We start from the raw sequence: 24,582 nt of genomic DNA, 5'->3' as shown, positions 1-24,582 counted from the left end.
CGGCGCAAGGCGCAGGCGCGGGCCAGGGCGGAATCAGACAACGCGACCGAGGCGGACGATTCCCCCGGCGCGGAAAACGGGAAAGAGGACTAGGGCAGATGGATTCGATCGTTGTGACGGGTAATGGCCCGCTGAAGGGCAGCATCCCGATCGCGGGCGCCAAGAACGCCTGCCTGGCGCTGATGCCGGCCACGCTCCTGTCGGAAGAGCCGCTGACGCTGACCAATGCACCGCGGCTGTCGGACATCAAGACGATGTCGAGCCTGCTGCAGTCGCTGGGCGGCGAGGCGATGCCGATGGCGGATGGCAAGGTTCTGGCCTTGTCGAGCCATGACCTGACCTCGACCCGCGCGGACTACGAGATCGTGCGCAAGATGCGCGCCTCCAACCTGGTGCTGGGTCCGCTGCTGGCGCGCGAAGGTCATGCCGAGGTGTCGCTGCCCGGCGGCTGCGCCATCGGTGCGCGCCCCATGGATCTGCACGTGCACGGCCTGGAGGCCCTGGGCGCGGAGATCGAACTGCGCGACGGCTACCTGCACGCCAAGGCTCCCGGCGGGCTGAAGGGCGCCGAGATCCGCCTGAGCTTCGCCTCGGTGGGCGCGACCGAGAATATCGTCATGGCCGCGACCTTGGCCAAGGGCACCACTGTGCTGAGCAATGCCGCGCGTGAACCCGAGATCGTCGACCTGGTGAAATGCCTGCGCGCCATGGGCGCCCAGATCGAGGGCGAGGGCACCGACCGGATCGAGATCCAGGGCGTCGACCGCCTGCATGGCGCCACCCATCAGGTGGTCGCCGACCGGATCGAGCTGGGCACCTACATGCTGGCCCCGGCCATCGCCGGTGGCGAGGTGGAGTGCCTGGGCGGCAGCCTGGACCTGCTGGGCGCCTTCGTCGAGAAGCTGGACGAGGCGGGCGTCGATGTGGAGGCGACCGAGAATGGCGTGAAGGTGCGCCGCCGTGGCGACCGCATCCAGGCCGTCGACGTGAAGACAGAGGTCTTCCCCGGCTTCCCCACCGACCTGCAGGCGCAGATGATGGCGCTGCTGTGCACCGCCGAGGGCACCTCGGTGCTGGAGGAGACGATCTTCGAAAACCGCTTCATGCATGCGCCGGAACTGGGTCGAATGGGCGCCAATATAGAGGTGCACGGCGGTGTCGCCACGGTGCACGGGGTCGAGCGCCTGAAAGGAGCGCCCGTGATGGCCACCGACCTGCGCGCCTCGGTCTCGCTGATCCTGGCGGGCCTGGCGGCAGAGGGCGAAACGGTCCTGAACCGCGTCTACCATCTGGACCGTGGGTACGAGCGGCTGGAAGAGAAACTTCAGGCCTGCGGGGCCAAGGTGGAACGGGTGTCGGGCCAATGACGGAAGATGCACGTTTCGAAGACGGTGGCGAGGCGCCCCTGAATCTGGGCGCCCTGACGCAGGAGGACCTTCAGGTGCTGTCGGCGCTGATCCAGGACTCGGTCCTGCCGGTGTCGGAAATGCGCTGGTTCCGCGACGAACGCCGCTTTGCCATGCTGCTGAACCGCTTCCGCTGGGAAGATGCGGCGCGGGACCGTCACGGGGCGGAGCGGGTGCGCTCGCTGCTGGTCTTCGAGAACGTGCTGGCGGTGACCTCCCAGGGGGTCACCCGCGAGGATCCGGAAATGATCCTGTCGCCGCTCACCCTGAATTTTCTGCCCGATGCCGAGCCGCCCTCGGGCCTGGTGGAGATCACCCTGGCCGGCGACGGGGCCATCCGCCTGAAGGTGGAGGCGCTGGAAGCGGTGCTGAAGGACGTGACACGCCCCTATCGTGCCCCCTCGGGCCGGGCACCTGATCACGGGGAATGAGATCAGATGCAGCCGGGCAGGGGGCGAGCTGTCGCCGTCGCTTGAACCCCTGTGCTGCTTCGGTCTAGAGAGGTCCGACTTTCGGAGAGACCCATGCCGCACTTCCTGTCCACGACCGACGCCGATTTCGAGACCCGCTTCACCGCCCTCCTGGGCGCCAAGCGCGAGGACAGCCCCGACGTGGATGACGCGGTGGCCGCGATCATCGCCGACGTGCGGGCGCGCGGTGACGCCTGCCTGGTGGAGCTGACGGCGAAATTCGACCGGCTGGAGCTGACGCCCGAAACCCTGGCCTTCACCCCCGAGGAGATCGACGCCTACTGCGCCCAGGTCTCGGCGGAGGAGAAGCAGGCGCTGGAGACGGCGGCGCAGCGCATCCGCGCCTACCACGTGCGCCAGATGCCCGAGGATGCCTTCTGGACCGATCCTGACGGGGCCTCGCTGGGCTGGCGCTGGACGGCCGTGTCGGCGGCGGGTCTTTACGTGCCCGGTGGCCTGGCTTCCTATCCCTCCTCGGTGCTGATGAACGCCATTCCCGCCAAGGTGGCGGGGGTCGAACGTCTGGCCATCGCCGTGCCGACGCCGGACGGCAAGGTAAACCCGCTGGTCCTGATGGCTGCGCGTCTGGCCGGGGTGGATGAGATCTATCGCATCGGCGGCGCCCAGGCCGTGGCGGCCTTCGCCTATGGCACCGAGACGGTGCAACCCGTCGACAAGATCACCGGCCCGGGCAACGCCTTCGTCGCCGCCGCCAAGCGCCGCGTCTTCGGCAAGGTGGGCATCGACATGATCGCTGGTCCCTCGGAAATCCTGGTGATCGCCGATGCCGACAACGATCCCGACTGGCTGGCCCTGGATCTGATGAGCCAGGCCGAGCACGACGAAAGCGCCCAGTCGATCCTGATCACCGACAGCCCCGCGCTGGCCGAAAAGGTCGTCGCGGCGGTCGAGGGGCGACTGGAGACGCTGGAGCGGCGTGAGATCGCGGGCGCCAGCTGGCGCGATTACGGGGCCGTCATCACCGTGCGGGATCTGAACGAGGCAGCGGCGCTGTCGAACCGCGTGGCGCCCGAACACCTGGAGATCTGCACCGCCGAGCCGCTGAAGCTGTCCGAGCAATGCCAGCATGCCGGCGCGATCTTCCTGGGGGGCTGGACGCCCGAGGCCATCGGCGACTACGTCGGCGGCCCGAACCACGTTCTGCCGACCGCCCGCTCGGCGCGATTCTCCTCCGGGCTGTCGGTGCTGGACTTCCTCAAACGGACGACGCTGGCCCAGATGACGCCTGCCGCGCTGAAGGCCATCGGCCCCGCCGCGGAACGGCTGGCCAACTCGGAAAGCCTTGAGGCCCATGGCCTTTCCGTCCGGGCCCGGATCGACAAGCTCAACGAGGGTTGAGTGACGTCACGTTTACGTCGTAGTCCTGTCGCGAAACCTTAACCTTCGGGTAAGAATTTCTAGCGTTTTTCTGCGGCGCAGCATAGTCTGTCAGCGAGGGGAGCGCTGACAGGAGTCCGAGGGAAACACGCCATGTCCCATATCGCGCAAATAGAGCTGGACGACCGCAACCTGCCGCCTCCGACCCCGGAGATCGAGCAGGAACGGCGCGTGGCCATGTTCGATCTGATGGAGGAGAACTCCTTCACCCTGCCGAAGCGGGATGATCGCGTGGTGCCCGAAGGCCCCTACAAGGTCGGCCTGTCGATCCGCGACAAGCGGCTGGTCTTCGACGTGCAGACCGACGCGGGCGAGCCGGCCGCGCAATTCCTGATGTCGCTGGGCCCGTTCCGGCAGGTGGTGAAGGATTATTTCGCCATCTGCAAAAGCTATTTCGACGCGGTGAAGAATCTGCCGCCCGCGCAGATCGAAACCATCGACATGGCGCGCCGGGGCATCCATGATGAAGGCGCGCGGGTGCTCGAGGAACGTCTCGAAGGCAAGGCCATCGTGGATCACGACACCGCGCGACGGCTGTTCACGCTGATCTGCGTGCTGCACTTCGGAGGATAACGGACCCTTGCCAGCGGAACGTCCGCAATCGGTATTGTTCTGCTGCGACCACAACGCGGTCCGTTCCCCCATGGCCGAGGGCATCATGAAGAAGCTCTACGGCATGGATATCTACGTGCAATCGGTGGGGGTGAAGAACGATCTTGAGATCGACGGCTTCGCCATCGCCGTATGCCAGGAACTGGGGGTGGAGCTGTCACGCCATCGCTCCCGGTCCTTCGAGGAGATGCAGGATTGGGGCGATGACCTGTCGTCGTTCGACCTTGTGGTGGCCCTGTCGCCCGCCAGCCAGCGATCCGCGCTGGAGCTGACGCGCTATTTTCATCTTGACGTCGAGTACTGGCCGATCATGGATCCCACGGGCATCGGCGAGACGCGCGAGCAGAAGCTGAATGCCTACCGGCAGAGCCGGGACCAGATCATCTCGAAGCTGAAGGACCGTTTCGGTCCCCCTACAGAGGCCGCATGACCCAGATACTCCAGCGCTATTTCGATGCCTTCAACGCGGGCGATACCGATGCCATGCTCGACTGCCTGTCCGAGGATGTCCGCCACCATGTGAACGAAGGTCAGGTGCGCACCGGCAAGGCGCTCTTTGCCGAGTTCAACGCCCATATGACCCGCTGCTACAAGGAACAGCTGACCGACATGGTGCTGTTTCAGGCCGAGGGCGGGCGCCGCATGGCAGCCGAATTCGTGGTCAACGGCACCTACCTGGCCACCGATGAGGGACTGCCCGAGGCCAAGGGCCAGACCTACCGTCTGCCCGCCGGCAGCTTCTTCGACGTGGACGAAGAGGGTCTGATCTGCCGCGTGACGACCTATTACAACCTCGCGGACTGGGTGGCCCAGGTCTCCGCATGAGGGTCGAGGTCTTGACAGGGGAGGCGCTGGAGGCCGCGTTGGATGACGTGGCCCGGCTGCGCATCGAGGTCTTCCGCGCCTGGCCCTATCTCTATGACGGCGACCTGGCCTATGAACGGCGCTACCTGACCGAGTATCAGGCCGACAGCGCCGTGGTCGTGGCCGCCATCGACGCGGGCCGGATCGTCGGCGTCGCCACCGGCATGGCGATGGAGGCGCATGCCGACGACTTCTCTGCCGCCTTCGCCGACCGGCCGGAACCGCTGAACCAGATCTTCTATTGCGCCGAGTCGGTGCTGCTGCCGGACTACCGGGGCCGTGGACTGGGGCATGCCTTCTTCGACGCGCGCGAGGCCCATGCCCGCAGCCTGGGTCGCCGCTATTCCGCCTTTTGCGGCGTGCAGCGGCCAGAGGATCACCCGGCGCGCCCTGCGGGCTATCGCCCGCTGGACGGGTTCTGGCGCAAGCGCGGCTATGAACCGCTGCCCGGCGTCGTCGCGCACTTCCGCTGGAAGGACATCGGTGACGACGCGCAGACCTCCCACCCGCTGCAATTCTGGATGAAGAGCCTATGAAGATCGCCGCCGCCGCCTATCCGCTGACGCGGTTCGAAACCTGGGCCGATTACGAGGCCAAGCTGACCCACTGGGTGGGTGAGGCCGCAGGGCAGGGGGCCGATCTGCTGGTCTTCCCCGAATATGGCGCCATGGAACTGGCGACCCTGGGAGGCGAGGCGGTCTGTGCCGATCTGGCGCGGGCGACCCGGCAGGTGTCAGAGGTGATGGAAGAGGCCAACCAGCTGCACCGCGATCTTTGCGCGCGGCATGGCGTCCACATCCTTGGCGCCTCCGGCCCGGTGATCCGCTCCGACGGATCCATCGTGAATCGCGCGCATCTGCACACGCCCACGGGGCAGACCGGGTTCCAGGACAAGGTCGTGATGACCCTGTGGGAGCGCGACCCCTGGCAGGTCGCCGGCACCGGCCCGCTGAAGGTTTTCGACACCGCCCTGGGCAAGATCGCGATCAACATCTGCTATGACAGCGAGTTCCCCCTGCAGGCCCGCGCACAGCGCGCGGCGGAGCTCCTGCTGGTGCCCTCGGCCACTGACGCGCTGGAAGGCTACTGGCGCGTGCGCATCGGCGCCATGGCGCGGGCCCTTGAAAATCAATGCGTTGCGGTTATGTCCTCGATCATCGGTGACTTCCCCGCGCTGGATGCGGTGGATGTCAGCGTGGGCATGGGCGGCATCTTCGGCCCGCCCGACGAAGGCTTCCCGCCGACGGGCGTCCTGGCCGAAGGGGTGTTGAACCAGCCCGGCTGGACCTATGCCGAGGTGGACCTGGAGGCCGTGCGCCATGTGCGAAATTCGGGCCGCGTCCGCAATCTGGCCCACTGGGATGAGCAGGCGGGCGAGGATTCCGTCGAATCCTGTCCGCTGAGGTAGATTATTTCCTTGAATTTCTGCCGATCTGCGCCCATTTACGCGACACGGTCGCGCTCTTCGCGCGTCCCTTACTGAAAACAGGAGACCACATGGCCAAGGAAGACATTCTCGAATTCCCCGGCGTCGTGAAGGAACTCCTGCCCAATGCGACATTCCGGGTCGAGCTCGAGAACGGCCATGAAATCATCGCACATACGGCAGGCAAGATGCGCAAGAACCGCATCCGCGTTCTGGCTGGCGACAAGGTGCAGGTCGAAATGACCCCCTACGATCTGACCAAGGGTCGGATCAACTACCGCTTCAAGTGACGCCGCGCGCGATTTGCGCGGCGCACGTCCCAAACAAGAGGGCCTGACTTGAAACTCGTCCTCGGATCGGGCAGCCCCCGGCGGCTGGAGCTTCTGGCCCAGCTGGGGGTCGTTCCCGACGACATCCGCCCCCCCGACATCGATGAAACGCCCCTCCGGGCCGAGCTGCCGCGCCCCTATTGTCAGCGCATGGCCCGGGAAAAGGCACAGGCCGTGCCCGCCGCCGACGACGAGATCGTGCTGGTGGCCGATACCACCGTGGCCCTCGGTCGCCGCATTCTGGGCAAGCCTGCCGATGCGGGCGAGGCGGCCGCGTTCCTCTACGCCATGTCGGGCCGGCGCCACCGTGTCGTCACCGCGCTTGCGGTGAAGCGGGGCGATCAGCTTTGGCAACGCGACGTGGTGACGGCGGTGAAGATGAAGCACCTCTCTGACGCGGAGGTGAACGGCTATCTCGCCACCGGCGACTGGCAGGGCAAGGCCGGGGGCTATGGGATTCAGGGGCCTGCGGGCGCCTTCGTTCCTTGGCTTCAGGGCTCCTATTCCGCGGTCATGGGCCTGCCCCTGGCCGAAACCGCCACGCTGCTGATGGCTGCCGGATGGCCGCTGTGGCAGGACAGGGAGGCCGTCGCATGAAGGGCCGTCAGATCGTTCTCGACACCCGGGTGTTCCCCACGCCCGAGGGCGAGGAAACCGTGGAAATGGCCGCCCTGATCGAGGATGGTCGGCTGATGGACCTGCTGGTGGATCATCCCGCCCAGGTGGCCCCCGGCACGATCTACCGCGCCGTGGCCGATCGTCCCGTGAAAGGGCAGGGGGGCATGTTCGTGACCACCCCCGACGGCGCCGCCTTCCTGCGTCAGGTGAAGGGCATCGCCCCGGGCGACGTGATGCTGGTGCAGGTCACCGGCTACCCCGAGCCGGGCAAGGCCCTGCCGGTCACCGCCAAGATCCTGTTCAAGAGCCGCTATGCCATCGTCACCCCCGGCGCGCCGGGGATGAACATCTCGCGTTCCATCAAGGACGATGACCTGCGCGACGAGCTGCAGGTGCTGGCGCATGAATGTTTCGCCGAGCATCCGGTGGCCGCACGGGGTGCAGGGCTGATCCTGCGTTCGGTCTGCGCCGAGGCCGATCCCGAGGCCGTGGCCGAGGACATCCGCGCGATGGCCGATCTGGCCGAACAGGTGCTGACGGATGAAGGGGCGGAGGCCGAGCTGCTGCTCGACGGCCCGTCCGCCCATGATCTCGCCCTGCGCGACTGGGAGATGGGCGACGTGCTGGACGGCGCTGCGCTGCCCGCGAAGGAGCGCCAGAGCGCCTTCGAACTGGCCGGGGTGCTGGAGTTGGCCGCACCGATGTGGTCGGGCCTGTCCCTGCCGGGTGGCGGACGTGTCTTCGTCGAGGCCACGCGCGCGGCGGTCTGCGTCGATGTGAACACCGGCGGCGACAATAGCCCCGCAGCCGGGTTCAAGGCCAACCTGGCCGCCGCCCGCGAGCTGCCCCGCATCCTGCGCGTACGGGGACTGGGCGGCATCATCTACCTGGACCTCGCCCCCATGGGGAAGAAGGACCGCCGCCAGTTCGAGAGCGTCCTGCGCGCGGCCTTCAAGAGCGATCCGGTGGATACCGTCCTTGCCGGCTGGTCGCCCCTGGGCAACTACGAACTGCAGCGGAAACGCGCCCGGCTTCCGCTGGACCATTTTGCGGAAAGCTATGCCGATGACCTGTCCGATCTGTAACGGAAAGACCGATCCTGACTACCGCCCCTTCTGCTCGCGCCGCTGCGCGGACCGCGATCTGGCGCGCTGGATGAACGGCAGCTATGCCGTGCCCTCGACCAACCCCGAAGACATCGAGGCGGCCATCGACGCGGTCGAGGAAGAGGTCGAGAAGGCTATGAAAACACAGCGGTTTTCCTGAACGGTTCCGAGGCGTTGGACGCCGGCGCGCGGCGGTCTGGGGTGTGTCGCAAGGGGGCTGCATCTTTTTGCAAAAACCCTCTGGACACTCCCGCGCCCCTCGCCTAGAACGCCTCCACCCAACGGCAAACGCCGTTCCCGTGCCCGGGTAGCTCAGGGGTAGAGCAGTGGATTGAAAATCCTCGTGTCGGTGGTTCGATTCCGCCCCCGGGCACCATTTTTCCGGAAATAGTCGTTTGTTTTTCGTCTGTTACCGGGATTTCTGGATTTCCAATCCCCCTTTTTATCCACCTCTTTGCGGGGCGCTAGGGGCTATCAAGGGGCGTCGGTCCGCATGGTGCCGCCCCAAGCTCGCTTCCCATCTTCATCATAGCCTCCTGTGCATCGGGAACGCTTTTCTCCTCTGTCATGCTGAGCTGCGAGAGCAGGAAAGGAGATTCTCATGAACATGAATGACGGTGATATTGTGCTGTGCCCTCTGTGCGACCGGCCAGCCCTGGAGGGGACGCTGCCCTACGCAGAGGAATGGCGGATCCCCATGTGCCTGCGCTGCGAGAACAGTTCAGCAACTGAGGGTCTTGCTGGTAGCGCGGCTGCCAGGGTCATTGCCCGCTGCAAGGAACTCGGCCTGCCAGCGCCGAAGCGAAATGACCGCGGCTTCGTCTGCTTGCCAGTTCGCATCGTTGAGATCCGGGAAGCTTACTGAGGCGGCCGGAAAGGTCTCGGGCTGAGGGCGGGTCCTGCCCCAGCCGGAGCTCTGCGACGGAGACTTGGAGAAGCGACAATCGCCTTTTCGATCTGAGGTTCTCCTGGGTGACGCCTGGTCGAGCGGCGCGTGGTGAAGATGACGCAATCGACGGTTGGTTGCTCCACTCGCGTGCAGACTGGGAAAAAATCTTCCCGCTTGGCGTAATTGTCCCAGGTCCGGCGGCTGATATCGAGGAAGTTGCACAGGCCCTCGATAGGGTCGAGATGGCCTCCGCCACCTTAACATTTATCAACATGCGGCTGCCCTGCTGGGGCGGCTGTCTTCTTGCTATCGCCGGACCCGATTGCTCATCTGGCAAGCTCGATAATATGGGATCAAGGCTTTATTGCGGTCAAATCGAGCTTCCACGAGGAAGGAACCTCGCGCCATGCGGCATGGTTAGCTGAGCCGCCCCAGTCGCCGAAAGCTCATCAACCCGGACCCCGGTGCTTTCGTTTGCTGTCAGTCGGTTTCCGCTCCGAGGGCCGAGCTTGTCCCAAGCAGGTAGGGTGCAAGCCTGGGCAACAGACGTTGCTCCAACTTGGGGCTTTGCGTGTGGAGCAGCAGATCCTTGAAGAGTTCAGGGTCTTCCACCGCGCGTGCGAGGATTTCAGACGCCTTGTCAGATACAAGTGAGGCCAGAAGCTCCTTTACTCGAGCCGAGGCCATTTGAGCCGTCTGCAAGCTGGCACCGCCACCGCCACCAAGTTGCGCGCCGTGCCGAGCAGCCACAACGCGAGCCAGATACTCGATGACGCGCGCCGGCCTCTCTCCGGATAGGCTGGCCCCGATCCCAGCCGCGCCCGCGTCGAGTTTCGCCAACTCGTGACCGATCCGGCGCAGGCGCCCGATTTCTTCCTTAGAGAAGATCCGGGGCAGAGCCGCGGCCGTCCTGCTGTCGCTCATCAGTTTCAGGAGCGCGTCACCGGAGAAGGTCTCGCGGCCGGCCCTTACTCCAGAGGCGCCGCCGATCAGGTGATTTGCAAAAGCAGCCTTAAGGCCAGCCAAAGCCTGCCCCGTCGAGTCTTTGCGGGCCTCGCTGGCAAGCTTGTGTGCCTCGCGCGCCGGAGACCTCGCGGAGAGCACCGCCTTGACCGTCTGCCCATCTATCACCGCCTGTCCAGAGGCTGAACTCTGCCGAAGAGCTCCCAGCCTGCGAGTTACCCGCTCGGCCAGAGCACCGGCAGTCTCGCGGTTCCGCACGGCATTTTCAATCTCCCCGCGCAACTCGGGGTACAAGGCCAGCAGCTCACGGTTGTCGCGGATGAAGCGCCCAGCGGAGCTACGGGTGAATTCCCCGTCGGGCCCTGTCGCGGACCGAGTGAACCGATCCCGGATGAAATCCTGGATGGCCCCCGAGGCGCGTGAGCCAGTCGCGGCCTCAATCTGCCGAGCGCCGACAGCACCTTCTGGCCCTGCGCGACCGACCGTCCGACGTAGGGAAAGCTCCGGGTCAACGGACGCGTCACCGTCCAGGCTGCGTTTCAAGAGGCGGCCCACCGCACCACGGTCGAATCTCTCGTGAAGAGCGGCGGAGAAGGCACGGGCCTCATTGATGCGTCGGCCGGCCAGGGTGGACCCATCTGCCGCCCCCAGATCCTTGAGGACCGCATCGGCCACCTCGTTGGCGATGCGCGCGGCGTTCTTGTTCTGGTCGTTTCCGGCCATCGCGGAGCGCGCAACCCTGCGGAGCTCGGAATAGAGCCCGTGCAGGTCACGCACCGACGCTTCACTGCCATAGACACCTTCGGCCTCGATCACCTCGCGGGCGGCGCGAGGCATGTCGTTCCGCTGGGCGTAGGGCAGATTGGCGTTTACCTGCTGGATGGCCTCCCGGGTGCGCGCCGTGGGCACCATCGCCTCCTTCGGGACGGCCTCCCACAAGGCTCGCTCCTGGAGGAGTTCTCGATCGAGCGCCTGATCTATGGCGCGGCGGGCGATGAGGCCATTTTCACTTTCCGACCGGGCCGGGCCAAGCGCCGCAATCTGCCGTTCGGCCGCTGCGAGCGCTTCATTGGCCCTGCGCGACAGGCGCTCCGAGAAGGCAGCGCGCCGCTGCTCAAAGAAACGGGCGGCCTCTGCCTCGTCGCCGCCCATAGCCCCCACAGCACCCCGCGCCGTGTCCTGACTGGCTTGCGCCCGGGTATCGAGCCGCGCCCTTAGGGCCGGGTCTTGATCGGCGGCCAGACGCTCGAGGCCGATAAAGCTGGGGTCTTCGGTCTGCTGGGCCGGAGTCAGCCCCAATTCGTTCTCCGGGGTGATGCGGCGCGCAAGCTGGCCTGCGCGCTCCTCTCCGCCCGCAAGGCTCTGCAAGCGCCGCGCCGCGATTTCACGGCCTCCGCCCTCCGTATGGGGAGCCACGGCACGTTTGATCGCCCCGACGACGCGCTTGCCCCCGGCGACGCTGGGCAGCAACTTCGGCGCGGCAATCGTGGCGGGAAGCACAGCGCCCCCGGCCAGGACGCCTGCCGTCTGCTGCGCCCATTCCGGGGCGCCAGCTTCTTCAGCCAGCTTCTCCCCGCTTCGCGCGGCGCCACCCGCCAGCGCCTCTGAGGCGACGCCCGACACAGAGCCGATCGCTTGCGCGGAGTCTGCGGCCAGTCGTCCGACCAGCCCTGGGGCACGGCTCAGTGCTTGCAGCCCCTTGGTGGCGGGAAGCATCGCGCCTGCCGCCTCCCCGGTGCCGCGCAGGAAAGCCTCTGTGACGTTCGCCGGCTCACCTTCCGCAACCTGGATGCCAGCCCCTTCCATGAGCCCGGCAATACCGTCCTGAGCGGAGCCGGTTCCCTCCTTGAAGGGATTGAGGGCGTGGGGCTTATCAAAGGGGTTGAGAAAGTCCACGATACCGCCGGCCGCGTCGGCAATGCCGCGGTTCACCTGGGACATCGAGCCGGTCACGGCCGATTGGCGCGGGCCCAACTGCGACGCGATTTCCTCGACGGTACGGTTCTGCTCTTCGGGGGTGAGAGACAAGAAGTCATCCGAAACGGTGACGCGCTGACCGTCGATGTTCAGGGTGGCCATTACTCAATGCTCCAGGTGATGCCATTCGATGTGCGTTGCTGCTGGTCACTGCCGAAGCGCGCCAGTGCGCCGTCCACCCGGCGAATGGTCGCCTCCAAGCCGATGATGCGGGTCTCAAGGTCTTGACGCTGTGTTGGCGAGAGACGGCGACCGGCCTGCTGCTGGGCGATGTTCAGCTCGCTCTCGAAGTTCCGCTTCAGAGCCCGCAACTTCGACTGCGCCCCACTCGCGCCTTGCAGGGGGCGCCCGGGCTCCGGGGTCAGATCCCGGATGTTCTCCATAAGCCAGCCCGGCGGCTGCCGGTCATAGGCCCCAGCTACGTCGTTCAGCAAGGTTTCGCGCAGGACCATGAAGTCGGATTGGGTTTCCTGCACATCCGGGTAGGCTGGGCCAAGCCCCACCGCATCTCCCAGCGCATTGATACCCGCTTTGGCGAAGCCCTCGACACCGAAGGATTGCCCCGCATCGCCTGAGACATCAGGCCCGAACGAGAGAGCGGGAGCAGTCTGGTTGCTGACCTGACCTGAAGGCGAAGGACCTATGTTCGCGCTGTGCGTCGCGTCGAGAATGGTCTTTCCGCTCGACAGGTCCATGACCGAGGTCTCTCGGGTAAGCGGGTCGGTTACGACCCGGTACACGCCCTCCTTGATCCGGATGGCTACGTCACGCGGAATGCCGATACTCTCCATCCGGGCCAGTTCTCGGTCGGCTTCCGTCTGTTTGATGGGCTCCGGCTGGAGGCCCTGCACCGGCACCACGGCAGGGCCGCCCCGGGCGTTGCGATCCACCAGCTGACCGTTCATTTCGACATAGTCCGGGGACACCGGCTCGGCGTCGTCTCGGTAGTCCCCGAGGATTTCCGAGGTGCGCGGGTTGACCAGCTGGCCGTTGATGACGATGGGGTCGGGTTCCCTGCTGTTCCTCAGGATATCCGCGACGCTCATGTAGCGGTTCGCCAGAGCCTGGCGATTCTCGAACTGGCCGACGAGATCGGGTTGGTTCTCGCCCATGAAGGCGTCCCAGGCGTCCTTGTCTTGAAGGCCAAGCCCCACCTTCACAGCGCCCTCGACCTCCTGTGCTACGGCGCTGCGACGTGCCGCCGAAAGGCTGGCGGCATACTTGGCCGCTGCCCTGCGCTCCTGGGCGTCGAGAATGTCCATCTGCTGCCGGGTCTGCTGGATGCCCAGCGCCGCGCCGGGGTCGAAGCCTGCCAACGCGTTGATCGACCCCTGGTCGCCTCCGATGGCGCCCGCGCCGTACTGCGCCAGCGTGTTGCGGTAGTTCGACGTGTGCCGGACGTCGTTCGCCTGCCCCGCGGTCTGGATGCCGCCCGACAGCGCATTCAGCGCGTTGACCGGCTGGCCGGCGAGGATGATGCTCGGGTTCAGGTCTGCCATGGTTAGAGCCCTCCCTTAGTGGATGCGGTCAGTGCGCGGATCAAACGGCGCCTGCATCATCTGTTCCCACCGCAGGAACTCCCGCCAGCCCCGCTGGAAGAGCTCGGGGAACAAGGGGGAGGCGCCGCCTGATTGGCGGGCTTCTTCGCCGGAACGGCGTTCGCAATCTGGGTGTTTGTCGGTCATTGCCTGCAATCCAAGTCTGACGATGAAAGTCAGCACCAGTGTAGGCTAAAACGAGCAGATTTCCCACAACATGTTCTGTCTATATTCCCTATTTGGCCCCAAATGTTCTCGCCTGGGGCGGCTTTGCCGGGCTCGACCTGGGACAATTAAGCCAAGCGGGAAGGTTTTTTTGCAGTCTGTACGCGAGCGAAGGCAACGCTCAGGTCGGGCCCGCCTCTGTACAATCGCCGGTGATGAAATCGACCACCTCTGCGGTTTTGGCGAAGGTCATCCCGCCTTGGCGATAGAGCTTGATGTGACCAGCTTTCTCCCAGCGGTAGAGCGTGGCGCGCGAGATCCCGACGACCTTGGGGGAATCGGCGGGGCGGAAGGTAGCGGGGGTGGTCATGGGTTTTCCTCAATGGCTTTGGTGGTTCCGGTGGGCGGACGTGGCGGCGCCGAACTGTGAGCGAGCGATTGCTTTGCTGTTTCGGCCTCAGCGCTTGGTGAAGCCCTGTGTATCACTCAGGTTTTGGGGGTCTTGCCACCGATTGCGTTTCTGCCGATATTGGCGGTGTTCATCCTGGCTTCAGTGCCATGCTTGGTCTTATATGTGCGTGGCTCACTGTAAGAATTTACAGTGACGGAAGCCCGAACGGTCGCGACAAGCGGGGCAGAAACACGGCACTGGCGGTCCGACCACTGGGTCCACTCCTCATCCTCAAGCAGCGTCATCACCGCGCGGCGCTTGTCGTCGTTCGAGGTCGAAATTTGACAGAACTTGTCGGCGCGACGGGTCAATGATCGGTTGACTGCATGTATCTCAACGTGATACGTATCACTCCATGATACAAAGCACCAAGGGCAAGCTTGCCAAACGCGCCTTAGAAGGGAAGTACGGCAAGGGGTTTCCAGCTGACCTGGTTAATCGGACCAATGCCATGATGGCCGCCCTGGATGCCGCGCACGAGCTGGAGGACCTTCGGTTTCCGCCTGGAAATCACCTTGAGCAACTTGCCGGGAACCGGCTTGGACAGCACTCCGTCCGGATCAATGGCCAGTGGCGCATCTGCTTTGTGTGGACCTCGACTGGTCCAGAAGACGTTGAGATTATCGACTACCACTGAAAGGAGCCGAACATGACCATGATGAAAGTTGCGGTTCACCCCGGTGAGATCCTGCGCGAACTGTATCTTGACCCGCTCGAGATGAGCCCCATCGCCCTTGCAAAGCGCCTAGGGGTGCCGCGCACCCGCATCGAGCGACTGTGCAAGCTGGACGTTTCCATGTCCGTGGACACCGCCCTTCGGCTTGCCAAGTTCTTCAGCACCACGCCTGACTACTGGCTCAACATGCAGAAGAACTTCGATCTGATCTCCAATCGCGATCAAGTGGACGTCTCGGGCATCAGGCCCCTGCAAGCCGCCTAACCTCACCCAGAAACAATCCACCCCCGGCCGGAGTTCGGTCGGGGGTGGTCTCAGGCTTATACGTTTGCCGCCGGGACTTGCGTTACACGGGGAGCAGGACCGCTGATTTCTGGCGCCACCCGCTCTCAGGGCGGTAGTTCTGCAGTGCCCCGAGACCCTCGCGGCCCGTCGCCCAGACGCCGGTCGGCTTCCCGTCGATCCAACGCAGCTGGATGCCTTGCATGCTGGTCACGCCGTCGGGTGCGTGCTCCAGAAGCGCCTCGCGGATCGCCTCGATGTGATAGGCCAGCTTCGTGTTCAGTTCGTCCCGTGCCCAGTCTTCGGGAATGTTCTGGACTTCGACGGCCGGCGCCGCGACGGGGGCCAGAGCAAGGGCCGCGCTGGCGGCGAAAAACTCGCGGCGCTTCATGCTGCACCCCCTTCGGTTTTCCAACCACGACCATGGCGATAGTTCGCGGTCATATCGCCTTCCTGCCAGGACCGCAGATCAGCCACCCCAGGGAAAGCAGACGCGATCAGGAATGCCGGGGTGATGACCACTTGCTGAACATCATTGATGCCCTCGGGGGCGCTCTCGGACAGGAGGCGCACCAGCTCGTCGGCATGGTGCTGGATCTGGTCAGTGACGCTCGGCTCAGCCGACTTGGACGCGATAGGGGCGAAGGCGAGCGCCGTAGCGGAGGCGATGAAGGAGCGGCGCTTCATGCTGCACCCCCGATCCGGCTGATGGCAGCCCGCAGGTAGCCCCGGGCTTCGATCAGGTTCCGCTCGCTCGGGCTCGGAGCGCAGATCGCGTCCAAAGCCAAGGCGATACAGTCATGGAGTTCGCCACGCGGTTCACGCGCGATGGGCGGGGTATTGGTCGGCATAGCCTTTCCTTCCTGTTCTTGAGATGACGTTCCCCAGGCTCTTGAAGCGGGAACTTGGTGCTTTGAATTTGAATAGCGCCGCCTGTTGGCGTGTGCTATTGGCATATTTATGGGTCTGTCAGGCTGTTCTGTCAACACATTAAATATGCCGGTAGCACACGAAAGGAAGCGACGTGACATCAGAGCAATTCAAAATGGCTAAAGCTGCGCTTGGGATGAGTAACCCTGAACTTGCGGGGCTGACTGGATTGCATCGCAACACCCTGAACAAGGTGGACCGAGGCGAGGGCAAGCCATCGACTGTGAAGCTCGTTCAGATGACGCTCGAAGCCAGAGGCGTGCAGTTCCTCTCTCCTGGCGAGACCTCAGAGGGTCCGGGCATTGCTCTGATTGCGGCGTCGCGAGACTAGGTCGCTGCCCAAGGCGCTACGCTCCTCGCGTGTCTCCCTATTGCCTGAGCCGACATCTGCGCGCAGGTTGAATGCATCAAACTTGATAAGGGGAGAACGACATTGCGACTGTTGGCAATCGCTTCAGCAACCATGCTCATGACGCCTGCCGTGAGCGGCGCAGATGACCGCGCAGCGTTCACGGCCGTTGCGCAAGGTGGCGGCCCAGGCGTCTACATCGTCAACACAGAGACGGGATCTGTAACCTTTTGCGCGCCGTCGAGAGACGGGAGTGGCGCGCTGACCGTCCAATGCACTTCAGAGGGTGACTGAATGTCAACACGAAGCGTCGGGGCCTGCCAGTCCAGGAGAGGCATTGGCCTCGCCGCCATTCTAGCTTTGGCGTTCGCTTGGTATCCGCACCCGTCGAAAGCACAACAGGTATCTGGCAACTCGCTTTATTCAGCTTGCCGTTCAGAGAGTGGCGTCGAGCTTGGCTTTTGCGTAGGCTTCGTTCTCGGAGCGATCGAAGGGGAGAGCTTTGGTGCGTTCATCGTGATTCAGCGCCTCATGCCCGGTCAGACGACAGATGAGAGCAATAGTGCCATCAACGCCTTTCTGGCGCACTGCATCCCCAGCGACGCGACGAATGAGCAGCTTCGGGATATCGTCGTTCGATACCTATCTGACCACCCTGAGAGCAGACATTTCCCTGCAAGGGGCTTGATCTGGAATGCGCTGATGGAGGCTTTCCCCTGCAGCTAGAGCGCCCCACCTCGCCTAGGTATGGGGCCCGACACCACCCCATTCGCCTTCGGGCGAACCTCAGGGTAACCTCAGGGTCTTAGGGTCATCTTAGGGTCCAGGACCGCTCCGGCCGGCGGCGAAGTCTCAGAGGACCAGATCCAACACCGGCCCCCAACCTTCGCGGGCGCAGACCTCGGCCTCGAAGATTGCCGCTTCATAGGCGGGCCCATCCCAGAGCGACACGCGGCCCCCATCTGCCTCCACCGCATCCACGAAGAACCAGCGCTCCCCGATGTGCTTGAACAGCATTTGCTTGCCTTGGGCGCTGTGATGCTCTTGCGAACTGATGATGCCCGATGCGATCTCAACGTGTCCTGCTGTCATTCCCATGTCCTTCCGGTCTGCTCTGAGCCTACGGCTTCCGCCACCGCAATCGCTGAATCGATGTCAACATTCTCCAACAGGCGCGGGCCTTGGGAATGCGCTGTCTTTTCGCTGTATCCGGCCCGGATTGCCGCCTCCAAGGTGTCGCCTCGCGCGCGCGAATTGGTCGCGTACAGACTTCCGAAAAATCTTCCCGCCTCGCGCGCGCGTATTGGTAACTCAGTCTCGCGCGCGTGCGCGCGTACTGGTCGCGCAACGTTTCGACTGAGCCTGACCGAGTTGGGAAACGGCCCGCGTATCAGATTGAGGCACGGGTCAGCTCGAGCTGATTTGCCGTCTCACGAATGCCCCTTCGCAAGGCGCCGGCGCCAGTTCCCTACTGTCTGAGGGCTGCATCCGATGCGCCGCGCTATCTCGCGGTCCGGGAGGTCAGGGTGAGCGCGCAACATGGACACGATTTCCGTTTGCCGCTCTGCTCTGCTGGCGCGCCGCGTGTTTTTCCCGCGCGATCGGGTGAACAGCTCGAAATCTGCCTGTAATGTCGCAGCAAGTTCCTGGTCGTAACCGGGGTCGCGGGCGATCTCGCTGTGCGCAATGTCAGCAATCCACTTCAAGCGCGTCCTTATTCCGGCCTCCGTTGGATCCGACATGCCGTCCAGAAGCGCCGTGAGGGCGCATATGCGGGCGTAGACGTGGTCTCCCTCGGAATAATCCGGGAAGAACGCACAGCGGGCATCAGTGAGCCCTTCCAGGCCCCTCAGCTCATCGAGAGCACCTTGTACGGTCTCCGGGAACGGCAGGGCGGCACCCATAGCCTTCCACATGGCCTCCGTTGGCCGGCCGCTGACCCAGCCATCGAACCCAGAGAAACCCTTCGTCTTGTCCGCGAGGGGCGCCAAGGCCTTCCGAAGCGCCGCCTCTTCAGCCGTCTCGGCAAATACTGCCTCTTCAGAGCCGAATTCACGTAGAAGCTCCTCACACCGGTTCAGGCGTGCGGCTTCGCGCTGGGCTCTCTCGACTGCACTGCGAGCCTTCCAGCCTGGCTCCTTCGCCTCCATCCAATCATCGAAGCCATCGAACATTCCCTTGGGCTTCGCGGCGGGTTGCTCGTCCAGTTTGGACAGGGCGTCACTTAGTGAGAGCCCGGCGCGCTGGGCCAGCATCTCTGCCCGCCCCCGCGCTGCGCTTCTCTCTCCTTCGGTGGCCCCCCTGGCCATCAGGGATTGGAGCCGACGGAGCTTCTCGGTGTCCAACATGGATGAACTATCCTTCATACGAGCCACTGCTCTTCTACTCGCGCCGAGCGCGGCTGGGTGGAGATGCGGGTGAAGGCCAGACCACTTGCGGAAAGGTGGCGGTGTTCAGCGTTCGGGTGGCACTTCCTCGAGCGTTCTCCGGGCGCCGAACAGCCTCCGGGCTTGGGAGAGGTCTGGATGCAAGTTCCTGTACCCCCTGGTAGATTAAGGATGTCCCCAAAAGTATGACAGGGAAGGTGTCGAAAAGTGCCGTTTCCGTCCCCAAAAGTATGACAGGGCGTCCCCAAAAGGATGACAGGGGCGGCCGTTGCCGTCCCCAAAAGTATGACAGGACCGTCCCCAAAAGGATGACGGGGTTTTCCTTTTTCAGTCACCGGTTTCCGCCTTTGATGGGAACCACATTGGCGGCTGGCGCCCTGCCATTTCGACCGCCTGGATTGTTCGATGGGATGGTCTTTACCGGGAAGTCGTGGCCATTCACCCAGTCTCGATACAGGCGACGTCCGGTCGTGTGACCAGCCAAGGCAAGCTCGGTCACCTCGTATGTCGGCGACCTAGCTTCGCCGCCAACACCTAGGCAACCGGGGTGGGTTTGCACGAGAAAACCCTTCGCTTGGAGGTCGTGGAATGCGCGCGCGGCCGTCTTTCGGTTAACGCCCAGACACTCCGCAGCCTGCCTGACCGAGAGGCTCAGCTTGCCGTTGTTGTTCGCCTTGGGGCCGCGCCACTCGAACTTGATCCAAGGATAGAGGGCTTGGGCTGTGGTCGACAGTGCGCGCCATGCTTCTGACTGCATCAGGGGGCGCACCATCTTCGTAAAGTGCTCGACCTTCTCCTCATTTCGCTTGTCACGCCCCATCGCCAGCCCTCCATTTCTTAGGGCGCCGTGGCTCGGCGTTTCCATCGTGCTCGGTCATGCGCTTCCCCTTCGATCTGCGGCAAGGGCAGCTTCGCCTCAGCGGCATGGACCTCCAATGCACGCCTGTTTCGTTGGGGTTTCGGGCCGCCCGCGACGGGCAGCAGAGAGGCAACGAAGGGCCGGGCCGCGTGACGGTCCGCCTGGTCGAAGGGCAGGGAGGGCTGAGGGGCGCCATCAATCAGCATCCCCGTAGATGAGAGCGGCCAAGAGTACCGCCGCGGCTTTGCTCAAGCCATGGCGGTGGCGAAAGCGGGCAATGCGGAGCGCCATCATTCTGCGGCCTCCTGCTGGGGGATAGGGCGGATATCGCAGCCCAGCCACCAGCGCTTGTGTCGCCCCGGGTGTTCGCCCTCGTGGGATTCCCAGGTGTCGTAAATGGGGATGCCGTGGACGTTCTTGGCGGTGTGAACATAGGCGGCCCAGCGCGGCCCCAGGGCCTCTCTGCCGGTGCGGCCGGCGGACCCCGCCTTGCGCAGCTCCTCAATTGCCCACCGGACACGCCCATGCAGGATTACGGTCTGGACCTGGCCTTGTTCGTCGGTGAATTCGTAGGGGGCTCTCGCCCAACGTTTCTGTGCCATGCTCGGCCTCGTGTCTGTTGAAACACGAAGGGCGTTCGGCTATTGTTCTCAGGCATCCAAGCGCCGAAAACAAAGTCCCGCCGCCGCCCCTCGGGGTGGCGGTTTTGTTAGGCGGCAGCTCGTGCCGCCTTTGCGTTCTCGATGACCTGAAGGATTTCCGACTGAGGCCAGCGCGACAGTGCGCCGAGCTTGAGGGGCTTCGGGATCGTGCCGTCAGCGACGCGACGATGAAACGTCGGCACACTGACTTGCAGAAGCGCGGCGGATTCTCGGACGTTCAGAAGAGGGTCGGTGATTTTCATGGCTCTCGGCTCGTATGCTTGTTGATACGAGGTGAAGCATGAAGATACCTCCGCGCTTTGTTAATATTTAAAATCAATAGCTTATGCGGTTCGCTTGCTGCTGTCCAAGTGGCTGGGCGGCTGCTTGACGGCATCTGAGTTGCCTAAGCGAAACTAGACCCGATACCTTAACCGCCTATGCGGTTTTGGCGGGGAAGAGTTGATGATAGCGCTCCTTTAGTGATCTGCCCGCTTCGCCGCGACGGATCTCGTCAAGGTAGTCTTTCGCTTGTCCTTCTCCCTGCGTCCAGAGCGCTGGGTCGGCGGATTTCGCCGTTGGCAAGGCGGCGGCCAGCAGTCCTTTGGGGCCAAGTAGCGGTGCAATAGCAGGGTTTTCTGAAGCAACTTTTTCGAGTGCGTCCATCAGCTTGGCCCTCCTTTCCTTTCTGGAGCGGGAGGAGCTTTCGCTTCCCTTCGCTCCAGCCTTCCTGCGTCTTGCGATGGCATTGCTTGCTTCGATCTCAATTCCGGCCTCCAGGACCTCCAAGTCACGGAGAAGGTAGCCCGCCGAGAAGTCCTCACCCGTTATGAAGTAGTGGTACCTACAGGCTGCTGCGATGTAGACCGGAGAAGTGTGAGGAAGATTCACCCAGCAGTACTCATATGCCGCGGCACCCTCCCAATTCTCGCCGAACTGCAGTTGGAGTTCTTGAATTCTCTGCTCTCCAAGAGAGTCGAGTACCAGTTGAGAAGGGTGAAGGCCGACTTCGTCCGTCACACTGGATGCGGCCAAGATCGACCAGGGAAGCCCCAGGTCTTCATCGCCGACAGTGAGAAAGCGCGAAAACAAAACGTCACCGCCCATCGCTTGCCGCACAAAGTCTTCGCGCTCCATCTCGCGCGCGAAGAGCGTAAAAGCCCCTTCGTCTTCGGGCACTTCAGAGCCCAAGGGGTACAAGTTGGCAAATTCAGTGGCCCTCTGCTCATCCGGGAAAGCTGCAACAAAGCTTGTTTCCGGCAAGTATCCGGTTCTGGTGCAGACCTTGACGTACCATGGACCGGCCTTCTCATCGTCGCGGCCCTCGAGGTCGCCGCGATAAAGCCTTGCGACCGGAGAGTCCGGCGCAAGAATCTGGATGCCTGTTACGAGACATTTCCTTGCTGCATTCTCAATGCTCTCGGTCATTCGTCATACCCCAACCGCTTTTAGCAGAACTCCGGACTGACCGGTCACATGTTTCGCCCAGCGCCCCATGAGAACGCGCCTTTGCTCTAGGAAGTCTGTTCGCCGGTAGGCTCGAACCACGGCGCCGTCAGTCCGGTGCCCCAGGCAGGCCTCTGCCACCTCGTGTGGGGCGTCCGTCGCCTCAGCCAGCCAATCTCGTAGAGATGAGCGGAAGCCATGCGGCCGTTCCACCATGCCGCGCCGTTCCATCAGCCGTGACATGGTGGCGTCCGAAATCACCCCTTTTCGGATGCTTGGGAACAGGTAGCCGTCGCGTGAGTGGCGCCGGGCTTCCTCAATGACCGCCATAGCCTCAGGAACCAGAGGGACCCTGAAATCGCTGGTCATGCCCTTGCGACCTTTCATGGCTTCTCTAGGTACCGTCCAGATTTCCCCCTCCAGCTGGCTCTCATGCACGAAGCGAAGGGGGAGGGAGCGCACTCCGGTCAGTATTAGAAGGCGGAGGGCCAGATGCGTCACGGTGCCGTCGCTAAGGCTCTCATAGAAGCCCGGGACATCCTGCCAGTGCATTGCGGGGATATTCTCGACTTCATGGCGCTGCTTCCCGAGGAGAGCTCGGGCCTTGTCTGTCGCTTGCAGGTCTACGTCCAGACCTAGAGCCGCGGCGTGCTTCATGCAGATCGCTAGCCGGTTCATCGCTTTCCGCGCCGTGTCGGCTTTCGTGTGCCAGATTGGCGCAAGGCAATCGCGGATATCCTTCTGGTCCAGATCCGAAACCGGCACCTTGCCAAGCTTGGGCAGTATGTGAAGTTCCAAAGGGCTGAACCAGCGGCCAGCCTTGCCGTCACCCTTCAGCTCGGCTTTGCGGCTCTCGAAGGCATCCGCCGCCACGTCGCTCAAAATGTGGAGCTTGCTGGATGCTTCGCGCCGGGCCCGCTCGCGCTCCTTGATCGGGTCCAGATTTTCTCGCACCTGCGCGCGCGCTTCATCGGCCTTGCGCCGTGCATCTGCCAGCGAGACAGCGGGATAGGCCCCGAGCCCCATTTCTCGGCGCCGACCATGAACGGTGACGCGGAGAACCCATTGCGCTCCGCCGTCCTCTCGTTTCACGAACCACAAGCCGGCGCCGTCAGCATGCTTGCCTGGAGGCAGGCTGGGAAGGGCGCGGGCACTTAGGCGGTTCATGGCTGGCATCACTTGGGCTCCAGGCGGGGCGTATTCAGTCCCCCTCTCAATCCACCCCGATATGTAGTATTTCCCGAGCTGCCTTGATAGCCCCTGATTGCTATTGATCTATATTTTTAAGGTGCTGTTGGAATTTGTGAGTGTGCCTGATTTCGTGTGAGATCCATATATCGATGTGTTCGCTGCCGCCCCCGGGCACCATTAAACTCCGGTAACCCATTGGTTTCGCTTCAGCTTCTCGCTTGTGCCAGGAGCCGTAGACCATGTCGGAGACCATTTCCTCCCCCACGTTCACCTTTCGCAAGGCCGGAGTGTTCTACTTCAGCCGCCGTGTGCCCTCTGCTTTGAGGTCGCATTACTCTGCTTCTCGTATTTGTTATTCGCTCAGAACCCGCAGTGAACGGGTCGCTGAAGCCCGCGCGAGGAAGGCGGCAGATCAGCTCGACCAGTATTGGTATCATCTTCGGACACAGCTCATGCCACTGCCCGGTGCGCATCTGCTGCGTAGCGGAGGCGACACGACGGCTGCGCCGCCACGACAGGACGTGGAGTCTGAAGCGCAGGACGTGTGCCTTTCGGAAGCTGTCGCTCTTTACATCAAGCTAAAAGGGGCAGGGCGCCCAGACACCTTCAAGAGGGCTGCGGAGAGGTCTTGCGGCTACGTCATCGACGTCTGCGGGGACTTGCCCATTGATGCCTACAGCAAGGCCGACGCGAACCGCTTCAGGGACGCTCTGGTCGAGCGAAAGTTGGCAGGGAGTTCGATCACGCGCGTCTTGGGGACTGTCCGGTCTGTCACTAACTTCGCCGCAAGCGAGCTGGGTCTGGACTATCGCAACCCATTCACGCGGATCTATTACGACCGGGAAGCTGGCGTCGCTGAACGTGCCCCCGTCTCGACGAAGGAACTTGCTCTTGTGCAGGCCAAGTGTCGCGACGTCGATGATGAGCTTCGGTGGCTCGTTGCATTGGTCTCGGACACCGGGATGCGCCTTGCCGAGGCTGCAGGGCTGCTCAAGGAGGACATCTGTCGATCAGAGGACGGTGAGCTTGTTGCGAGAGTGCGACCTCACCCTTGGCGCCGCTTGAAGACGAAGGGCAGCGAAAGGGACGTGCCCTTGGTAGGTGCGGCGGCATGGGCTGCGGAGCGGGTCCTCGCTTCCTCGATCGACAGCGTCTATGCCTTCCCAAGGTACAACAGTGGCGAGACCACGAACGCAAATTCAGCGAGTGCAGCGCTAAACAAATGGATGAAAGACTACACGCCTAAGGGGACCACGATGCACGGCTTCCGTCATGCCATGCGGGATCGGCTCCGGGCGGTCGAATGTCCAGCTGACATCGTTGATCAGATCGGCGGCTGGCAGACCGATGGTGTGGGCCATGCCTATGGGCGAGGCTACCCAACTGAGGTTCTGAGGAAGTGGCTGAAAGCCGTCACGTGAGCCGACATGGTCTACGGCTCCTGGCACAAGCGAGAAGCTGAAGCGAAACCAATGGGTTACCGGAGTTTAATGGTGCCCGGGGGCGGAGGTCTTGCCTCGTTCTGTTCCCGCTACAGGCACCTCGGCGATGGTTCGCGTCAGCAAAACAAGGGCTATCGCGTTGGACCTCCTGCCGTCAACAGGCACCA

33 protein-coding genes and 1 tRNA gene are annotated in these 24,582 nt (G+C 63.5%); 19 read left to right on the top strand and 15 right to left on the bottom strand.

The window, feature by feature from the left end; translation table 11 throughout:
- Positions 1-98: 98 nt before the first annotated feature.
- From murA to LC066_RS20355, 14 genes are all read left to right on the top strand, one after another.
- Positions 99-1,367, top strand: coding sequence for a UDP-N-acetylglucosamine 1-carboxyvinyltransferase (gene murA / locus LC066_RS20420; RefSeq protein WP_222478279.1), 1,269 nt, complete (start codon positions 99-101; stop codon positions 1,365-1,367).
- Positions 1,364-1,837, top strand: a complete 474-nt coding sequence (locus tag LC066_RS20415; RefSeq protein WP_222478281.1) for a DUF2948 family protein — start codon at positions 1,364-1,366, stop codon at positions 1,835-1,837. Before murA ends, LC066_RS20415 begins: the two co-directional genes overlap by 4 nt.
- A 93-nt stretch (positions 1,838-1,930) precedes the next feature.
- A complete protein-coding gene (gene hisD / locus LC066_RS20410; RefSeq protein WP_224903125.1) occupies positions 1,931-3,235 on the top strand; it encodes a histidinol dehydrogenase in 1,305 nt (434 codons plus the stop codon).
- 132 nt (positions 3,236-3,367) lie between these two features.
- Positions 3,368-3,847, top strand: coding sequence for a UPF0262 family protein (locus tag LC066_RS20405; protein ID WP_222478285.1), 480 nt, complete (start codon positions 3,368-3,370; stop codon positions 3,845-3,847).
- A gap of 7 nt (positions 3,848-3,854) precedes the next feature.
- Positions 3,855-4,316 (top strand): low molecular weight phosphatase family protein, encoded by a 462-nt coding sequence (locus LC066_RS20400; protein WP_224903121.1) that lies wholly within the window; start codon positions 3,855-3,857, stop codon positions 4,314-4,316.
- Positions 4,313-4,711 (top strand): ketosteroid isomerase-related protein, encoded by a 399-nt coding sequence (locus LC066_RS20395; protein ID WP_224903118.1) that lies wholly within the window; start codon positions 4,313-4,315, stop codon positions 4,709-4,711. The genes LC066_RS20400 and LC066_RS20395 overlap by 4 nt, the downstream gene beginning before the upstream one ends.
- Positions 4,708-5,286, top strand: a complete 579-nt coding sequence (locus tag LC066_RS20390) for a GNAT family N-acetyltransferase (RefSeq protein WP_224903116.1) — start codon at positions 4,708-4,710, stop codon at positions 5,284-5,286. The genes LC066_RS20395 and LC066_RS20390 overlap by 4 nt, the downstream gene beginning before the upstream one ends.
- On the top strand, positions 5,283-6,158 hold the full coding sequence (locus LC066_RS20385; RefSeq protein ID WP_224903113.1) for a carbon-nitrogen hydrolase family protein: 876 nt from the start codon (positions 5,283-5,285) through the stop codon (positions 6,156-6,158). Before LC066_RS20390 ends, LC066_RS20385 begins: the two co-directional genes overlap by 4 nt.
- An 89-nt stretch (positions 6,159-6,247) precedes the next feature.
- On the top strand, positions 6,248-6,466 hold the full coding sequence (infA, locus tag LC066_RS20380; RefSeq protein WP_010137880.1) for a translation initiation factor IF-1: 219 nt from the start codon (positions 6,248-6,250) through the stop codon (positions 6,464-6,466).
- 48 nt (positions 6,467-6,514) lie between these two features.
- A complete protein-coding gene (locus LC066_RS20375; protein WP_224903110.1) occupies positions 6,515-7,102 on the top strand; it encodes a Maf family protein in 588 nt (195 codons plus the stop codon).
- Positions 7,099-8,208 (top strand): ribonuclease E/G, encoded by a 1,110-nt coding sequence (locus LC066_RS20370; protein ID WP_224903107.1) that lies wholly within the window; start codon positions 7,099-7,101, stop codon positions 8,206-8,208. Before LC066_RS20375 ends, LC066_RS20370 begins: the two co-directional genes overlap by 4 nt.
- A complete protein-coding gene (locus LC066_RS20365) occupies positions 8,189-8,389 on the top strand; it encodes a DNA gyrase inhibitor YacG (protein ID WP_224903104.1) in 201 nt (66 codons plus the stop codon). Before LC066_RS20370 ends, LC066_RS20365 begins: the two co-directional genes overlap by 20 nt.
- A gap of 141 nt (positions 8,390-8,530) precedes the next feature.
- Positions 8,531-8,605 (top strand) — tRNA-Phe (locus LC066_RS20360).
- A gap of 225 nt (positions 8,606-8,830) precedes the next feature.
- The gene (locus LC066_RS20355; RefSeq protein WP_224903101.1) at positions 8,831-9,094 is read left to right on the top strand and encodes a hypothetical protein; all 264 of its coding nucleotides are present in this window, start codon (positions 8,831-8,833) and stop codon (positions 9,092-9,094) included.
- 504 nt (positions 9,095-9,598) lie between these two features.
- On the opposite strand, the gene LC066_RS20350 is transcribed toward LC066_RS20355, so the two are convergent.
- The 4 genes from LC066_RS20350 to LC066_RS20335 all read right to left on the bottom strand — a co-directional run bounded on the left by LC066_RS20350 (position 9,599) and on the right by LC066_RS20335 (position 14,131).
- Positions 9,599-12,160, bottom strand: coding sequence for a hypothetical protein (locus tag LC066_RS20350; RefSeq protein ID WP_224903098.1), 2,562 nt, complete (start codon positions 12,158-12,160; stop codon positions 9,599-9,601).
- Positions 12,160-13,557, bottom strand: a complete 1,398-nt coding sequence (locus LC066_RS20345) for a hypothetical protein (protein WP_224903096.1) — start codon at positions 13,555-13,557, stop codon at positions 12,160-12,162. Before LC066_RS20345 ends, LC066_RS20350 begins: the two co-directional genes overlap by 1 nt.
- Positions 13,558-13,572: 15 nt before the next feature.
- Positions 13,573-13,779 (bottom strand): hypothetical protein, encoded by a 207-nt coding sequence (locus LC066_RS20340; protein ID WP_224903093.1) that lies wholly within the window; start codon positions 13,777-13,779, stop codon positions 13,573-13,575.
- A gap of 163 nt (positions 13,780-13,942) precedes the next feature.
- Positions 13,943-14,131, bottom strand: a complete 189-nt coding sequence (locus LC066_RS20335) for a helix-turn-helix domain-containing protein (RefSeq protein ID WP_224903090.1) — start codon at positions 14,129-14,131, stop codon at positions 13,943-13,945.
- Between the two features lie 436 nt (positions 14,132-14,567).
- On the opposite strand from LC066_RS20335, the gene LC066_RS20330 reads away from it, so the two are divergent.
- Both LC066_RS20330 and LC066_RS20325 read left to right on the top strand, forming a co-directional pair.
- Complete coding sequence (locus LC066_RS20330; protein WP_224903087.1) at positions 14,568-14,849, top strand: type II toxin-antitoxin system RelE/ParE family toxin; 282 nt, start codon at positions 14,568-14,570, stop codon at positions 14,847-14,849.
- Between the two features lie 12 nt (positions 14,850-14,861).
- Entirely contained in the window at positions 14,862-15,152 is a 291-nt protein-coding gene (locus LC066_RS20325; protein WP_224903084.1) for a HigA family addiction module antitoxin, read from the top strand.
- Positions 15,153-15,234: 82 nt separating this feature from the next.
- Here LC066_RS20325 and LC066_RS20320 read toward each other — a convergent pair whose 3' ends face one another.
- From LC066_RS20320 to LC066_RS20310, 3 genes are read right to left on the bottom strand one after another with little or no spacing between them, the layout of a single operon-like run.
- A complete protein-coding gene (locus LC066_RS20320) occupies positions 15,235-15,561 on the bottom strand; it encodes a hypothetical protein (protein ID WP_224903081.1) in 327 nt (108 codons plus the stop codon).
- Positions 15,558-15,857 carry a hypothetical protein gene (locus tag LC066_RS20315; RefSeq protein ID WP_224903078.1) on the bottom strand — a complete coding sequence of 100 codons (300 nt, stop codon included), beginning with the start codon at positions 15,855-15,857 and terminating at the stop codon, positions 15,558-15,560. Before LC066_RS20315 ends, LC066_RS20320 begins: the two co-directional genes overlap by 4 nt.
- On the bottom strand, positions 15,854-16,021 hold the full coding sequence (locus tag LC066_RS20310; protein WP_224903075.1) for a hypothetical protein: 168 nt from the start codon (positions 16,019-16,021) through the stop codon (positions 15,854-15,856). Before LC066_RS20310 ends, LC066_RS20315 begins: the two co-directional genes overlap by 4 nt.
- A 173-nt stretch (positions 16,022-16,194) precedes the next feature.
- On the opposite strand from LC066_RS20310, the gene LC066_RS20305 reads away from it, so the two are divergent.
- Together LC066_RS20305 and LC066_RS20300 are read left to right on the top strand one after the other, a co-directional pair.
- The gene (locus LC066_RS20305; protein WP_224903072.1) at positions 16,195-16,431 is read left to right on the top strand and encodes a helix-turn-helix domain-containing protein; all 237 of its coding nucleotides are present in this window, start codon (positions 16,195-16,197) and stop codon (positions 16,429-16,431) included.
- Between the two features lie 312 nt (positions 16,432-16,743).
- On the top strand, positions 16,744-17,175 hold the full coding sequence (locus LC066_RS20300; protein ID WP_224903070.1) for a Rap1a/Tai family immunity protein: 432 nt from the start codon (positions 16,744-16,746) through the stop codon (positions 17,173-17,175).
- 126 nt (positions 17,176-17,301) lie between these two features.
- Here LC066_RS20300 and LC066_RS20295 read toward each other — a convergent pair whose 3' ends face one another.
- The 8 genes from LC066_RS20295 to LC066_RS20260 all read right to left on the bottom strand — a co-directional run bounded on the left by LC066_RS20295 (position 17,302) and on the right by LC066_RS20260 (position 22,958).
- Positions 17,302-17,541 (bottom strand): hypothetical protein, encoded by a 240-nt coding sequence (locus LC066_RS20295; RefSeq protein WP_224903067.1) that lies wholly within the window; start codon positions 17,539-17,541, stop codon positions 17,302-17,304.
- A complete protein-coding gene (locus LC066_RS21585) occupies positions 17,538-17,681 on the bottom strand; it encodes a terminase small subunit (protein WP_224903064.1) in 144 nt (47 codons plus the stop codon). Before LC066_RS21585 ends, LC066_RS20295 begins: the two co-directional genes overlap by 4 nt.
- Positions 17,682-17,879: 198 nt before the next feature.
- The gene (locus LC066_RS20285) at positions 17,880-18,797 is read right to left on the bottom strand and encodes a helix-turn-helix domain-containing protein (protein ID WP_224903063.1); all 918 of its coding nucleotides are present in this window, start codon (positions 18,795-18,797) and stop codon (positions 17,880-17,882) included.
- 370 nt (positions 18,798-19,167) lie between these two features.
- The gene (locus tag LC066_RS20280) at positions 19,168-19,701 is read right to left on the bottom strand and encodes a helix-turn-helix domain-containing protein (RefSeq protein WP_224903060.1); all 534 of its coding nucleotides are present in this window, start codon (positions 19,699-19,701) and stop codon (positions 19,168-19,170) included.
- A 284-nt stretch (positions 19,702-19,985) separates the two neighbouring features.
- Positions 19,986-20,297, bottom strand: a complete 312-nt coding sequence (locus tag LC066_RS20275; protein ID WP_224903057.1) for a hypothetical protein — start codon at positions 20,295-20,297, stop codon at positions 19,986-19,988.
- A gap of 107 nt (positions 20,298-20,404) precedes the next feature.
- On the bottom strand, positions 20,405-20,599 hold the full coding sequence (locus tag LC066_RS20270; RefSeq protein ID WP_224903055.1) for a helix-turn-helix transcriptional regulator: 195 nt from the start codon (positions 20,597-20,599) through the stop codon (positions 20,405-20,407).
- 175 nt (positions 20,600-20,774) lie between these two features.
- Positions 20,775-21,764 (bottom strand): hypothetical protein, encoded by a 990-nt coding sequence (locus tag LC066_RS20265; protein WP_224903053.1) that lies wholly within the window; start codon positions 21,762-21,764, stop codon positions 20,775-20,777.
- 3 nt (positions 21,765-21,767) lie between these two features.
- Entirely contained in the window at positions 21,768-22,958 is a 1,191-nt protein-coding gene (locus tag LC066_RS20260; RefSeq protein WP_224903051.1) for a tyrosine-type recombinase/integrase, read from the bottom strand.
- Positions 22,959-23,212: 254 nt separating this feature from the next.
- On the opposite strand from LC066_RS20260, the gene LC066_RS20255 reads away from it, so the two are divergent.
- Positions 23,213-24,394, top strand: coding sequence for a DUF6538 domain-containing protein (locus LC066_RS20255; RefSeq protein ID WP_224903049.1), 1,182 nt, complete (start codon positions 23,213-23,215; stop codon positions 24,392-24,394).
- Positions 24,395-24,582: the final 188 nt, after the last annotated feature.

The organism is Pseudooceanicola marinus (genome assembly GCF_020177265.1).
Taxonomy (GTDB): domain Bacteria; phylum Pseudomonadota; class Alphaproteobacteria; order Rhodobacterales; family Rhodobacteraceae; genus Pseudooceanicola; species Pseudooceanicola marinus_A.
The sequence above is the reverse complement of the archived record's forward strand: the minus strand, read 5'-3'. Positions and strand labels throughout refer to the sequence as shown.